Origin of the sequence: Methylobacterium sp. J-067 (assembly GCF_022829465.1) — a bacterium.
Lineage (GTDB): Bacteria > Pseudomonadota > Alphaproteobacteria > Rhizobiales > Beijerinckiaceae > Methylobacterium > Methylobacterium litchii.
This window is the reverse complement of sequence record NZ_JAKSXZ010000146.1, coordinates 328,438-341,340: the sequence shown is the minus strand read 5'-3', so window position 1 is coordinate 341,340 and position 12,903 is coordinate 328,438. Positions and strand designations below refer to the sequence as shown.

Sequence of the window (12,903 nt, the reverse complement as noted above, 5' to 3'; positions counted from 1 at the left end):
CGGCCCTGCTGACGGGAATGGTCTCGCTTCAGGGCGGGGCGGCCATCGCGAAATCCCTGTTCCCCTCCGTCGGCGCGGCGGGGACGGCGAGCCTGCGCGTCGGCTTTTCGGCCCTCGTCCTGCTCGCCGTCTGGCGGCCGTGGCGGCGCAGCCTCACCCGACGGGATGCCGGGTGGATCGCCCTCTACGGAGCGGCCCTGGGGGTGATGAACCTGCTGTTCTACCTCGCCCTGACGCGGCTCCCCATCGGCCCGGCGGTGGCCATCGAGTTCACCGGCCCCCTCGTTCTCGCCATCGCCGGCTCCCGGCGGACGGCGGATCTCGCCTGGATCGGCCTCGCCGTCCTGGGGCTCGGCCTGCTCCTGCCCCTCGGGGGTGTGGGTGGCCTCGATCCCCTCGGCATCGCCCTGGCCCTGGCGGCGGGGGCGGCCTGGGCGCTCTACATCCTGTTCGGGCAAAGGGCGGGCCGCGTCGATGGCGGGCAGGCGGTCGCCTGGGGGATGCTCGCCGCCGCCCTCGTCGTAGCGCCGGCGGGTCTCGCGGAAGCCGGCACGGCCTTGTTCGCGCCCGCGACCCTGCTGCTCGGATTGGCGGTGGCGCTCCTGTCGAGCGCCCTGCCGTATTCGCTGGAGATGGTCGCCCTGCGCCGCCTCGACCGGACGACCTTCGGCGTGCTGATGAGCGTGGAGCCGGCGATCGCCGCCCTGCTCGCCTATGTCCTGATCGGTGAGGCGCTGACGCCGGTGCAGTGGCTCGCCATCGGCTTGGTGATCGCGGCCTCGGCCGGCATCACCGCCACCCGCCGCCCCCAGCCGGCGGCCCTGCTCACTTCCCCGCCAGAACCCGCGACGCGACGTTGATGTATTTGCGCCCCGCCTCCTGGGCGTGAAGCACCGCGTCGCCGAGGCTTTCCTCGTCGCGCACGCTGGCGAGCTTGATGAGCATCGGCAGGTTGATGCCCGCCACCACCTCCACCGAGCCGCCGTTCATGCACGACAGGGCAAGGTTGGAGGGGGTGCCGCCGAACATGTCGGTCAGCACGACGACGCCTTCGCCGGTGTTCACCCGGCACACCGCGGACATGATGTCCCGGCGTCTCAATTCCATATCGTCTTCCGGCCCGATCGTGATCGTTTCGATCTGATCCTGGGGGCCGACCACGTGCTCGAGTGCGGCCTTGAACTCGGTCGCGAGCAGCCCGTGGGTGACGAGCACCATGCCAATCATCGACACGTGTTCCGACATCCTGTGCGGACCGCCATGTTGTGCATCGCACAGTATCTCACAAGGCGATCGCGACTCTTTGCCCGCGCAATCATGGAATCATGCCATGGTACGCAGGCCGACGCTACGGGTTGCAGGGCAATTAAGCAAAACGCCGGACGTGTGCGGCTGCGAAGTCACGCTCCCCTCCCGCGCAGGGCGGCCCTCACCAGCATCGGCGCGAGCCCTGCCGTCCGGGCGCCCCGGTCGAGGATCAGGCGGGGCAGGCCTATCCCCAGGATTCGCGACGCCTCCGGCGGCTCGGGCAGGCGCGGCTGCGTCTCCACGAGGTCGATGGCGAGGCTCAGGACCGCCTCCGTCCGGCGCGCGAGGCCGAGCGCCTCGGCGGTGAGGAGGCCCTGGCCCCGGATCTCCACCCGCCCGGCCTCGGCGGGGTGGGGACAGGCGACGAGGCGCCCCTCCCGCGACAGGATCCGCACCCGGTCGTCGGCCACCAGCGCCCCGCCGGGCGAATCGGCGAGCATGAGGGCAAGCGTCGACTTGCCCGCCCCCGAGGGCCCGAGAATCAGCACGCCCGCCTCGCCCAGTACGATGCAGGCGGCGTGCAGGCTTTCCATCAGGCCGCGTGCTGCGACAATTGCCTGGATGCGGCCGGCAGGCGGACAATGAAGCGGGCGCCGCGCACGGTGGGCTCGCCCTCCTCGTTGGGGGCGCCGGGCCGGTTCTCGGCGCGGATCGTGCCGCGATGCGCCTGGACGATCTGGCGGGAGATCGAGAGGCCGAGGCCGGAATTCTGTCCGAAGCCCTGCTCGGGCCGGTCGGTGTAGAAGCGCTCGAAGATTCGCTCCAGGGCGTGTTCGGGGATGCCCGGCCCCTCGTCCTCGCAGACCAGCTCGATCTCGTTGCGCACCCGGCGCAGGGCGACGCGCACCTTCGCGTCCGAGGGCGAGAACGAGCGGGCATTGTCGAGGAGGTTGTTCACCACCTGCCCGAGCCGGCTGTCGTGGCCGATGATCGCGTAGGCGCCCTCAGGGTCGTTGGGGTCGAGATCGAGCTGGATCAGGCAATCCTTCGGCCGCCGCCGCTCGTTCGCCACCGAGACGACGGTGGAGAGGAGCTTCTTGAGATCGACCCGCCGCGCCTCGGCGCGGGCGAGCTCGGCATCAAGGCGCGAGGCGTCCGCGATGTCGCTGATCAGCCGGTCGAGGCGCTTCACGTCGTGCTGGATGATCGCCATCAGCCGCCCGCGCGAATCCTCGGTCTTGGCGAGAGGCAGGGTCTCGACGGCGCTGCGCAGCGAGGTCAGCGGGTTCTTCAACTCGTGGCTGACGTCGGCGGCGAAGTTCTCGATGGCGTCGATGCGCCGGTAGAGCGCCTGGGTCATGTCCCGCAGGGCACCGGAGAGGTGGCCGATCTCGTCGGTGCGCTCGGTGAAGTCGGGGATCTCCTCGCGGGTCTTGATGCCCATGCGCACCTTCTCGGCGGCCTCCGCGAGGCGCCGCACCGGCCCGGCGATGGCGCCCGCCAGCAGGAAGGAGAGCACCACCATCACCACGGCGGCGATCAGGAACACCTGGAACAGGCCGAATCGCTCGGAGGCGATCACCCGGTCGATGGCGTCGCCTTGCGTGGAGATGAGCAGCGCGCCGCGCACCGCGCCGGCCTTGTGGATCGGCACCGCCACCGAGACGGTGGTCTCGCTGAGGGCGTTGCGCCGCACGAGGCTGCCGCGCGCCCCGTTCAGGGCGGCCTGGACCTCGCGCAGGGAATGGCCGTTGACGGGGCCCGCTTCCTCCTGCGGCGTCGCGCGCCCGAACAGGCCGGTGAGCTTGGCGTGGACCGTGTCGAAGGCCGATTCGAGCAGCCCCGCCTTGTGCGGGCGGCCCGCCGCCGGCTCGGAGCGGGCGGCATCGCCGCGCTTGAACAGGGTGCGGGTGTCGAACAGCAGCCCGCCTTCCTGATCGTAGACGCGGGCGCGGTTGCCGGTGGGCGTCACGAGGCGTGCGAGCAGCGGCGCCACCCGTTCCGGGTTCAGGGAGAAGGCGAGGGACTGGGCTTCCTCGTCGCCCTCGCCGGCCTGCTGCTGGAGCAGCTTGTCGGGGTCGATGCGGATCGTATCCGGGTCCACCGAGGCCGAGGCGGCGATGGCGCCCGCGATGATCTCGCCCTGGATGGCGAGGCTCTGGACGCGGGCCTGGATCAGGCCCTGCCGGAACTGGTTCAGGTAGAGGAAGCCGACGAGGAGGGCGATCAGCCCGACGAGGTTGAGGACGACGATGCGCCGCGTGAGGCTCGACGAGGCGCGCTGCCCCACCCCGTCCCACAGGGCCCGCGGCAGGCGCAGCGGGTAGGACAGGGCGTGGCGCGTCCAGGGGCGGGAGGGGACATCGTCGGCGGCAACGTCGTGAGCCTGGGAGGCGTGCGGTGGCGACACGGGTGAGCGATCCATCCTGGCCCGGCCTACGCCTCCTTGAACCGGTAGCCGACGCCGTAGAGCGTCTCAATCATGTCGAAGCTCTGGTCGGTCGCCTTGAACTTCTTGCGCAGGCGCTTGATGTGGCTGTCGATGGTGCGGTCATCGACATAGACCTGATCGTCGTAGGCCGCGTCCATGAGGGCGTTGCGGCTCTTCACGACGCCGGGCCGGTGGGCCAGCGCCTGGAGGATCAGGAATTCGGTGACGGTCAGCGTCACCGCCTCGCCCTTCCAGGTGCAGGTGTGCCGCTCGGGGTCCATCATCAGGGCGCCGCGCTCCAGGGAGCGGGCGGCGGCCTCGGCCTCGCCGCGCGGCGGGGCGCCGGGGGCTTCCTTCGCGAAGCGGCGCAGCACCGCCTTCACCCGCTCCACCAGAAGCCGCTGCGAGAACGGCTTATGGATGAAGTCGTCCGCGCCCATCTTCAGGCCGAACAGTTCGTCGATCTCCTCGTCCTTCGAGGTGAGGAAGATGACCGGCAGGTCCGATTTCTGGCGCAGCCGCCGCAGCAGCTCCATCCCGTCCATGCGCGGCATCTTGATGTCGAAGATCGCGAGGTCGGGGGGCGAGTGGCGCAGACCGTCCAGGGCCGAGGCCCCGTCGGTGTAGGTCTGGATCCGGTAGCCTTCGGTCTCCAGGGCGATCGACACGGAGGTCAGGATGTTCCGGTCGTCGTCGACGAGGGCAATGGTCGGCATGCGCGGATCCCTGGCTGAACGGGGTCGGGCGCGGCCGCGCAAACGGCCGCGTCGCATCCCGGCCCCATCGGGGCTGGCTGTAGGCGCGAGGGCATTCCGCCGCGGGAAGCGGTTCCGGCTCGCGCCGAGGGGGACGGGTGCTTTAATATGTTCCCTGGGAAAAAGCGAGCGGCGGTCATAGCTTGGCCGTAATCTTCTGGATCGCTCGGGTCACGGAGGCGTGTGCATGGCTGAGACTGGCGGCGTATCCGAGGGACCGCGAGGCCCCGCCCGGCCCCTGCCGGCGGCGGAGGCGCCCTTCGACGCGATCGGCCTCGCGCGGATGCTCCTGCGCACCATCCGCTCGGGGGCTCTGGCGACCATCGACGGGGAGGGCATGCCCTTCGCCTCCCTCGTCACGATGGCCACCGACGTGGACGGCACGCCGCTGATGCTGTTGTCGCGCCTTTCGGCCCACACCCGCAACCTCCTGGCCGATCCGCGCTGCTCGCTGCTGTTCAGCCAGGGCGGAAAGGGCGACCCGCTCGCCCATCCCCGCCTAACGGTGAACGGCCGCGCGATGCAGAGTGCCGAGCCCCGCGCTCGCGAGCGCTTCCTGGCCCGCCACCCGAAGGCGAAGCTCTACGCGGACTTCCCGGACTTCGCCTTCTTTGCCCTGGCCCCGGAGGCGGGCCACCTCAACGGCGGCTTCGCCAAGGCTGCGACGCTGACGCCCGCCGAGCTCCTCCTCGACCTGACCGGCCGGGAGGCCATCGTGGCGGGGGAGGGCGGCGCCGTCGCCCACATGAACGCCGACCACGCGGATGCCCTCGCCCTCTACGCGACGGCGGCGGGCGAGACGGAGGCGTCCTGGCGGCTCAGCGGGCTCGATCCCGAGGGCATGGACCTGATGGCCGGCGACCGGACGGCGCGGGTTCTCTACCCCGAGCCGGTCTCGGACATGGGGGGGTTGCGCAAGAGTCTCGTCGCCATGGCCGCGCGCGCACGGTCGGGCAGTCCTGCGGAGGGTTCAACCGGCGCGTGAGAGGAATGCGTTGCCGGGATGGCAAAAGGTGGCGATCCGCCCCATATGGGCAGCATGAACGATACGCACTCCGACACCTTTCCCTTCAGCCTCGAGGTTCATCCGGTCGGCGAGAGCGGCGCGCTCTACCAGTGGAGCATCCGCAAGCACGGCAAGCTTCACCAGCGGTCGGACCGGAAGCACCCGACCGAGGCCAAGGCCCGCTCCCACGGCGAGGCCGAGATCGAGCGACTGATCCGCGACCGCGGCCGGTAACGCTCGACCCGAACGAAACGCAAACCGCCCGGAGCCGCCCGCTTCGGGCGGTTTCGTTTGCGTGGTCGGAAGTCCCGCGATTCCCTCGCGCTCGACGCTGTGGCCCGGCGCTGCTATCTCGCAGGCGCCCGGTCGGCCCCTGGCCCGACCATCGCGATTTGCCGGCATGCGCCCGCCTTGGCCGTGCGCCCGAACGGAACATCGATGACCGCCCCGATCGACACCATCCGCAACTTCTCGATCGTCGCCCATATCGACCACGGGAAATCGACGCTCGCCGACCGCCTGATCCAGGCCACCGGCACCGTCGCGCTCCGCGACATGAGCGAGCAGATGCTCGACTCGATGGACATCGAGAAGGAGCGCGGCATCACCATCAAGGCGCAGACCGTGCGCCTGGAATACCCGGCCAAGGATGGCCGGACCTACATCCTCAACCTGATGGACACGCCCGGCCACGTGGACTTCGCCTACGAGGTCTCGCGCTCGCTCGCCGCCTGCGAGGGCTCGCTGCTGGTGGTCGATGCCTCGCAGGGCGTCGAGGCGCAGACGCTGGCGAACGTTTACCAGGCGCTTGACGCCAATCACGAGATCGTGCCCGTCCTCAACAAGGTCGATCTCCCCGCCGCCGAGCCGGACCGGGTGAAGGAGCAGATCGAGGAGGTGATCGGCCTCGACGCCTCGGAGGCGGTGCCGATCTCGGCCAAGACCGGCCTCAACATCGAGGCGGTGCTGGAAGCCATCGTCACCAAGCTGCCGGCGCCGAAGGGCGACCCGGCCGCGCCCCTCAAGGCGCTCCTCGTGGATAGCTGGTACGACGCCTATCTCGGCGTCGTGGTGCTGGTGCGCATCGTGGACGGCGTGCTCAAGAAGGGCATGACCATCCGCATGATGGGCGCCGACGCGGTCTACGGCGTGGACCGGATCGGCGTGTTCCGCCCGAAGATGTCCGAGATCGAGGCGCTGGGCCCGGGCGAGGTTGGGTTCTTCACCGGCTCGATCAAGGAGGTGGCCGACACCCGCGTCGGCGACACGATCACCGAGGACAAGCGCCAGACCAGCGGCATGCTGCCGGGCTTCAAGGAAGTCCAGGCGGTGGTGTTCTGCGGCCTGTTCCCGGTGGACGCAGCCGAGTTCGAGAACCTGCGCTCGGCGATGGGCAAGCTCCGGCTGAACGATGCCTCGTTCTCCTACGAGATGGAGAGTTCGGCGGCTCTGGGCTTCGGCTTCCGCTGCGGCTTCCTCGGCCTGCTACACCTGGAGATCATCCAGGAGCGGCTGGAGCGTGAGTTCAACCTCGACCTGATCTCGACGGCCCCGTCCGTGGTCTACCGCCTGCAGATGCGCGACGGGACCACCAAGGAGCTGCACAACCCGGCCGACATGCCGGACGTGATGAAGATCGAGATCATCGAGGAGCCGTGGATCCGCGCCACGATCCTCACGCCCGACGAATATCTCGGCGGCGTGCTCAAGCTCTGCCAGGACCGGCGCGGCATCCAGATCGACCTCAACTACGTCGGCAAGCGCGCCATGGTCATCTACGACCTGCCGCTGAACGAGGTGGTGTTCGACTTCTACGACCGGCTGAAGTCGATCTCGAAGGGCTACGCCTCGTTCGACTACCATGTGTCCGACTACCGCGAGGGCGACCTCGTGAAGATGTCGCTGCTGGTCAACGCCGAGCCGGTGGACGCCCTGTCGATGCTGGTCCACCGCACCCGCGCCGAGAGCCGCGGCCGGGCCATGTGCGAGAAGCTGAAGGACCTGATCCCCCGCCACCTGTTCCAGATCCCCGTCCAGGCGGCGATCGGCGGCAAGATCATCGCCCGCGAGACCATCCGGGCGCTCTCCAAGGACGTGACCGCCAAGTGCTACGGCGGCGACATCTCGCGCAAGCGCAAGCTCCTCGACAAGCAGAAGGAGGGCAAGAAGAAGATGCGCCAGTTCGGCCGTGTGGAGATCCCGCAGGAGGCGTTCATCGCCGCCCTGAAGATGGACGATTGAGGTCGTCTATCCCGGCGGCAGCACGTCGATCTGGATGCCCGCGTAATACGCCGCGAGGTTCGCGATATCCGCGTCGGACAGCTCCTTCGCGACGACGTTCATGATCTCGTTCTGGCGCTTGCCCTCGCGGTACTCGGTGAGCGCCTTCACCAGATAGGGCTCGACCTGACCGGCAAGGTTCGGCGCCTCCGGCAGCTTCGAGAGGCCGTCCATGCCGTGGCAGGTCTGGCAGGCGGTCGCGCGCTTCTTGCCGAGGGCGGCGTCGCCCGCCTGCGCGCCCAGCGGCACCAGCGTGGCGGCGAGGATGAGGATCAGGCGGGTCATCGGTTCCGGCTCGTTTGACGCGACGCGGCTCCCCTCCGCGAGGGAGGGGAGCGACACTCCAAATACCTACTTCTCGTAGGAGATCCGATACACCGCCCCGGCGGAATCGTCGGAGACGAGCAGCGAGCCGTCGAGCATCACCGCCACGTCCACGGGGCGGCCGAGATACTCGCCGTCGCCGGTCAGCCAGCCCTCCGCGAAGGGCTTCACCGATTCGACCTTCCCGTCAGCGCCGAGCTTGGCGAACATCACCCGCGCGCCGATCGGCTGGGTGCGGTTCCACGAACCGTGCTCGGCGATGAAGATGCCGCCCTTGTACGAATCGGGAAACGACTTCCCGTTGTAGAAGGTCATGCCGAGATCGGCCGCATGGGGCGGCAGTTCGGCCATCGGCGGCACTGCGTCGGCGGGCGGGGTCTCGTCCTTGTACTCGACGGTGCGCACCGCGCCGCCGCCGAACCACGGGAAGCCGAAGTTCTCCCCGGCCTTGGTGGCGCGGTTCAACTCGCCCGGCGGCTTGTCGTCGCCCATGCCGTCGACCTGATTGTCCGTGAACCACAGGCTCTTGTCGGTGGCGAAGTCCATGCCCACCGAGTTGCGGATGCCGGTGGCGTAGACCTCGCGGTTCTTGCCGTCGGCATCCATGCGGATGATCCCGCCGATGCCCTGCTTCCGGTACAGGTCCATCTTGGCGGCGGGCGGCACGTTGTAGGGCTGGCCGAGCGCGATGTAGGTCTTGCCGTCCGGCCCGACGCGGCAGACGCGGGCCGTGTGGTTGAAGCTCTCCTCGGAGGTGGGGATCAGCTCGCCCTGCTTCACCAGCACGCCGGCGGCCACATCCGGGTTCTCGTAGAAGAACTCGGCCGCCGGGAAGGCGAGCACGCGGTTCTGCTCCACCACCGTCAGCACGCCGTCCCGCGAGAAGCAGACGCCGTTGGGGATCTTGAAGTCGATGCCCGGCGCGAAGGCGCGGACCTCGTCGGCGACACGGTCCTTGTCGCGGTCGGTTACCGTGTAGACCTTCGACTTGCGGGTGCCGACGAACAGCACGCCGGCATTCGGCCCCACCGCCAGGGCGCGGGCATCCGGCACGATGGCGTAGAGGGCGATCTTGAACCCGTCCGGCAGCTTCACCTTGGCGAGGTTCTTGGCGATCGCGTCGGCCTTGCGGCCGGTCTGCGGGATCTCCGGCGCGGGCTGCGTCGAGGTGCTGTGGAAGCTCTCCAGCTTCTCGAGGTCGTCGGTCTTGGCCTTGGTCTCGGCGGGCGCGGCCCCCTGAGCCAGGGCGGGAATCGCCACGCCCGTCAGCAGCGCGGCGAGGATCAGCGTTCGCATGGGCGGTCTCTCCCGATCCGCCCTGTCACGCGGGCGGCTGCATAAAGGATAGATCGCCGTATATCGGGCACAAGGGAGTTGCGTGACGGGATGTGCGCTTCGTGATCCCTACCAGTTCCATTCTTCGAAGCCGGGCTCGCGGCAGCGGTAGCCGATCGGGCATTGCGGGTTGTCCCGCGTCGGCACGAATCGCAGTTCCGCGATGTCCGACAATTCGCACTGGTTGCGGTCGCGGACGAGGCGTTCCGGTGCGGCGCCGGCGGCGATCATGATGTCGCCCTCGCGCTGCACCAGCGCCATCGCCTCGGCACAGGTCATCCGGGCCGTCACGGAGCCCCGGGGCGTGCGCGGGGGCTCGGCGCGGGCCGAGAGCCCGGTCGCGAACGCGGCGAGGGGGGCCAAAAGCAGGGTGAGGACCAACGGCCTCATCGCAGGTCGTACCGGATCCGGGTTACGCACGCCCCGCGAAGGGTCGCGGGTCTGGTTATCCTGCACGGGCGGGTGCCCGGCGACTGTCACCGGAATGCGCCACCCCACCGCTTTCGCCGTCTGACCGCCGCATTCCGCCGCCTAAATAGCCGGCGCGGGCACAGCGGCCCTAACAATTTGTGAACGTGATCCGCTTGCGAGGACGTGCACTGCGTGATTCCCGTTCCCCACAGCGCGACACCCAGGGACACTCAGCGATGACGGCTCTCTCGATCCTCGACGTTCAGGCGATTCGCGCCGCGCCGCTCTCGCGGGAGCCCTATCCGTACACCCTCGGCACGAACGTCCTGAACCGCGACTCGATCGAGGAGATCCGGCGCGACTTCCCCGAAATCGGCAAGCCCGGCTACCTCACCGTGGACGAGGTCTCCCTCCAGGGCCGGTTCAAGGCACTGATCGACGAACTGGAGAGCGACGAGTTCTCCCGCATCCTCGGCGAGAAGTTCGGAATCGATCTCGTCTCCTGCCCGCGCCTCACCACCATCATGAAGCGCAGCCAGCTCAAGTACGGCGCCATCCACACGGATGGCCCGTCGAAGGTGCTGACGCTCCTCGTCTACATGAACGACGCCTGGGACGCCCCGGCCGCCGGCCGGCTGCGGGTGCTCTACGACGGCAAGAACTTCGAGCCCTTCGCCGTCGAGGTGCCGCCGACCATGGGCACGATGTTCGCCTTCCTGCGCGCCGACAATTCCTGGCACGGCCACGAGCCCTTCGAGGGCGAGCGCCGGGTGGTGCAGGTGGCCTGGATCAAGGACGCCTCGGAACTGGAGCGCAAGCGCAAGCGCAACCGCACCGCCCAGTTCCTGAAGGGCATCTTCGGGCGGTGATGCCATGGAGATGACGCTCGACAGGGCCCAGTGGCGGGACGACACCGTGACCGCCGCCGCCTTCCCCACGCCGCTCGCCCTCAGCGAGCCGGGGATGAACGCCCTGGTCGTGCCGCCGCCTCCACCCGAACCGGACGCCGCCGCCCGAAAGGGCGGGGCGCGCTACGCGATCCCGGCCCTGCTCGTCGTGGGCTGGGGCGGGCTGTTCGCCTATTGCGCCACCTACCTGCGCGAGGATCTGCCCTTCCGACCCCTGCCCTCCGCCGAGGCGTCCCGCCGGGCCGACGAGCCGCCCAAGCGCGTCACTGTGCTGCCCGAACTGCCGCCGGAGGCGATGCCGGCGGTCGCGCAGCCGCCTGCAGAGGTTCCGGCCGTCGCCGCCGCCATGCCCGCCCCGGCCGCGATCCAGGCCGTCGCCCCGAAGCGCCCCGGATTGCCGGTGGCCGAGTTCGTCGGCACCTGGGGGCCGACCCCGGCCGCCTGCCTCAGCCCCTCGCGGCGGCGCGGCTACCTGCCGGCGACGATCTCGATGGAGAAGGCGCGGGCCGGCAAGACCCTCTGCAGCTTCCATGACGGCCACCGCGCCGGCGGCGCGTGGGTGATGGCGGCCGAGTGCAGCGACCGTGGCCGCCGCTGGTCGTCCCAGGTCCGCCTCCTCGTGGAGGGCGACCGTCTGACCTGGACCAGTAGCAAGGGCACCTCGACCTATGTCCGGTGCGGGCGCCGCGCCGGCTGAGCCCATCGCGGCCGCCGGGTGACGTAGGACACGCGAGACCCCTCGACGCTGCCGCGCGCCTGCGCGAGACGACAGGCACCTTCCCCGACACGGACGCCTTGCGGCGCCGCAGGAGCGCCCAGCATGGCCGAGACCGCCGCGCCGCAACCGCAGGACGGGTTGCCGCTGCGCGAGCGTCGGCTCGCCATGGCCGCCATCGCGCTCGCCATGACCATGGCCGTGCTCGACGGGGCCATCGTCAACGTGGCGCTGCCGGTCCTGGCCAAGGACCTCGCGGTGAAGCCGGCCGACGCGATCTTCGTGGTCAACTCGTATCAGGTCGCCGTCACGGCGAGCCTCCTGCCCTTCGCCGCCCTCGGCGACATCTTCGGCTTCCGGCGCGTCTACCTGCCGGGGCTCGCGGTGTTCGTCGCCGCCTCGCTGGCCTGCGCCCTGGCGCCGAGCCTCGGCCTGCTCGTCGCCGCGCGGATCGTGCAGGGGCTGGGCGCCGCCGCGATCATGAGCGTCAACATCGGCTTCGTGCGCTTCATCTACCCGCACAAGATCATCGGGGCGGGGGTGGCGAACGTCGCGCTGGTCGTGGCGGTGGCCTCGGCGGCGGGGCCGACCGTCGCCGCCGCGATCCTCTCCGTGGCGACCTGGCCGTGGCTGTTCCTCGTGAACGTGCCGGTGGGGCTGCTGGCGCTCGCCGTCGCCACCCGCACCCTGCCCGCGACGCCCGAGAGCCGCCGGCCCTTCGACGGCTTGAGCGCGCTCCTCAACGCCCTGACCTTCGGCCTGCTGATCGTCGGCATCGATGGGCTCGGCGATCCCGGCGGGGCCGTCCGGGGGGCGGCCGAGATCGCCGCCGCCCTCGTGTTCGGGGTGATCTTCGTGCGCCGCCAGATCCGCCTGCCGGCGCCGCTCCTGCCGGTCGACCTGCTGCGCATCCGCGCCTTCGCCCTGTCGATGGCCTCCTCGGTCTGCGCCTTCGCGGCGCAGATGGCGTCCTACGTCGCCCTGCCGTTCTACTTCCAGGACGTGCTCCACCTGTCGAGCACGCAGACCGGGTTTCTCATGACCCCCTGGCCCATCGCCGTCGCGGTGATGGCGCCGATTTCGGGCCGGCTCGCGGACCGCTACCCGCCGGGGCTGCTCGGCGGCGCCGGCCTCGCGGTGATGGCGGCCGGGCTCGCCCTAGTCGCCGCCCTGCCCACGGGGGCGCCGGTCCTCGACATCGTGTGGCGGCTCACCCTCTGCGGCCTCGGCTTCGGCCTGTTCCAGTCGCCCAACAACCGGATCATCGTCACCTCGGCCCCGCGCGAGCGCAGCGGCGGCGCCAGCGGCATGCAATCGACCGCGCGGCTCACCGGGCAATCCCTGGGCGCGGCCCTGGTCGCGGTGCTGTTCGGCCTGACCCATGGCAGCGGAGCGGGCTCGGCGGTAACACTCTCCCTGTCAACGGCCGTGGCGCTCTCCATGGTCGGCGCCTGCACCAGTGCCCTGCGCTGGCAGCGGAACGGGTAGGA

The 12,903-nt window shown here is 70.0% G+C and carries 14 protein-coding genes; 7 read left to right on the top strand and 7 right to left on the bottom strand.

Annotated features, from left to right (window positions below; all coding sequences use genetic code 11):
* Nucleotides 1-17: 17 nt before the first annotated feature.
* On the top strand, nt 18-860 hold the full coding sequence (locus MKK52_RS25065) for an EamA family transporter (RefSeq protein WP_243959750.1): 843 nt from the start codon (nt 18-20) through the stop codon (nt 858-860).
* On the opposite strand, the gene MKK52_RS25060 is transcribed toward MKK52_RS25065, so the two are convergent.
* The 4 genes from MKK52_RS25060 to MKK52_RS25045 form a co-directional block, all read right to left on the bottom strand.
* Nucleotides 826-1,227 (bottom strand): PTS sugar transporter subunit IIA, encoded by a 402-nt coding sequence (locus tag MKK52_RS25060; protein WP_243929963.1) that lies wholly within the window; start codon nt 1,225-1,227, stop codon nt 826-828. The genes MKK52_RS25065 and MKK52_RS25060 overlap by 35 nt on opposite strands.
* 173 nt (nt 1,228-1,400) lie before the next feature.
* Nucleotides 1,401-1,841 (bottom strand): HPr kinase/phosphorylase, encoded by a 441-nt coding sequence (locus MKK52_RS25055; protein WP_243959108.1) that lies wholly within the window; start codon nt 1,839-1,841, stop codon nt 1,401-1,403.
* Nucleotides 1,841-3,673, bottom strand: a complete 1,833-nt coding sequence (locus MKK52_RS25050; protein ID WP_409564739.1) for a stimulus-sensing domain-containing protein — start codon at nt 3,671-3,673, stop codon at nt 1,841-1,843. The genes MKK52_RS25055 and MKK52_RS25050 overlap by 1 nt, the downstream gene beginning before the upstream one ends.
* An 11-nt stretch (nt 3,674-3,684) precedes the next feature.
* Nucleotides 3,685-4,395 carry a response regulator transcription factor gene (locus MKK52_RS25045; RefSeq protein ID WP_238252065.1) on the bottom strand — a complete coding sequence of 237 codons (711 nt, stop codon included), beginning with the start codon at nt 4,393-4,395 and terminating at the stop codon, nt 3,685-3,687.
* 226 nt (nt 4,396-4,621) lie between these two features.
* Between MKK52_RS25045 and MKK52_RS25040 the strand changes: the two genes are divergently transcribed.
* The 3 genes from MKK52_RS25040 (at nt 4,622) to lepA (ending at nt 7,681) form a co-directional block, all read left to right on the top strand.
* Nucleotides 4,622-5,419: a HugZ family protein gene (locus MKK52_RS25040; RefSeq protein ID WP_243959106.1), complete on the top strand. Its 798-nt coding sequence runs from the start codon at nt 4,622-4,624 to the stop codon at nt 5,417-5,419.
* 54 nt (nt 5,420-5,473) lie between these two features.
* Nucleotides 5,474-5,674: a hypothetical protein gene (locus MKK52_RS25035; RefSeq protein WP_238201181.1), complete on the top strand. Its 201-nt coding sequence runs from the start codon at nt 5,474-5,476 to the stop codon at nt 5,672-5,674.
* Between the two features lie 204 nt (nt 5,675-5,878).
* Nucleotides 5,879-7,681, top strand: a complete 1,803-nt coding sequence (gene lepA, locus MKK52_RS25030) for a translation elongation factor 4 (RefSeq protein ID WP_243959104.1) — start codon at nt 5,879-5,881, stop codon at nt 7,679-7,681.
* A 6-nt stretch (nt 7,682-7,687) separates the two neighbouring features.
* Here lepA and MKK52_RS25025 read toward each other — a convergent pair whose 3' ends face one another.
* From MKK52_RS25025 to MKK52_RS25015, 3 genes are all read right to left on the bottom strand, one after another.
* Nucleotides 7,688-8,005, bottom strand: coding sequence for a c-type cytochrome (locus tag MKK52_RS25025; protein WP_243959101.1), 318 nt, complete (start codon nt 8,003-8,005; stop codon nt 7,688-7,690).
* Between the two features lie 66 nt (nt 8,006-8,071).
* On the bottom strand, nt 8,072-9,340 hold the full coding sequence (locus tag MKK52_RS25020) for a PQQ-dependent sugar dehydrogenase (protein WP_243959099.1): 1,269 nt from the start codon (nt 9,338-9,340) through the stop codon (nt 8,072-8,074).
* Between the two features lie 108 nt (nt 9,341-9,448).
* Entirely contained in the window at nt 9,449-9,769 is a 321-nt protein-coding gene (locus MKK52_RS25015; RefSeq protein WP_243959097.1) for a hypothetical protein, read from the bottom strand.
* Between the two features lie 257 nt (nt 9,770-10,026).
* On the opposite strand from MKK52_RS25015, the gene MKK52_RS25010 reads away from it, so the two are divergent.
* The 3 genes from MKK52_RS25010 to MKK52_RS25000 all read left to right on the top strand — a co-directional run bounded on the left by MKK52_RS25010 (nt 10,027) and on the right by MKK52_RS25000 (nt 12,901).
* Nucleotides 10,027-10,659, top strand: coding sequence for a 2OG-Fe(II) oxygenase (locus MKK52_RS25010; RefSeq protein WP_243959095.1), 633 nt, complete (start codon nt 10,027-10,029; stop codon nt 10,657-10,659).
* Nucleotides 10,660-10,669: 10 nt separating this feature from the next.
* Nucleotides 10,670-11,395, top strand: coding sequence for a peptidase inhibitor family I36 protein (locus MKK52_RS25005; RefSeq protein ID WP_243959093.1), 726 nt, complete (start codon nt 10,670-10,672; stop codon nt 11,393-11,395).
* Between the two features lie 123 nt (nt 11,396-11,518).
* Complete coding sequence (locus MKK52_RS25000; RefSeq protein WP_243959091.1) at nt 11,519-12,901, top strand: MFS transporter; 1,383 nt, start codon at nt 11,519-11,521, stop codon at nt 12,899-12,901.
* The last annotated feature ends 2 nt before the right edge of the window (nt 12,902-12,903 follow it).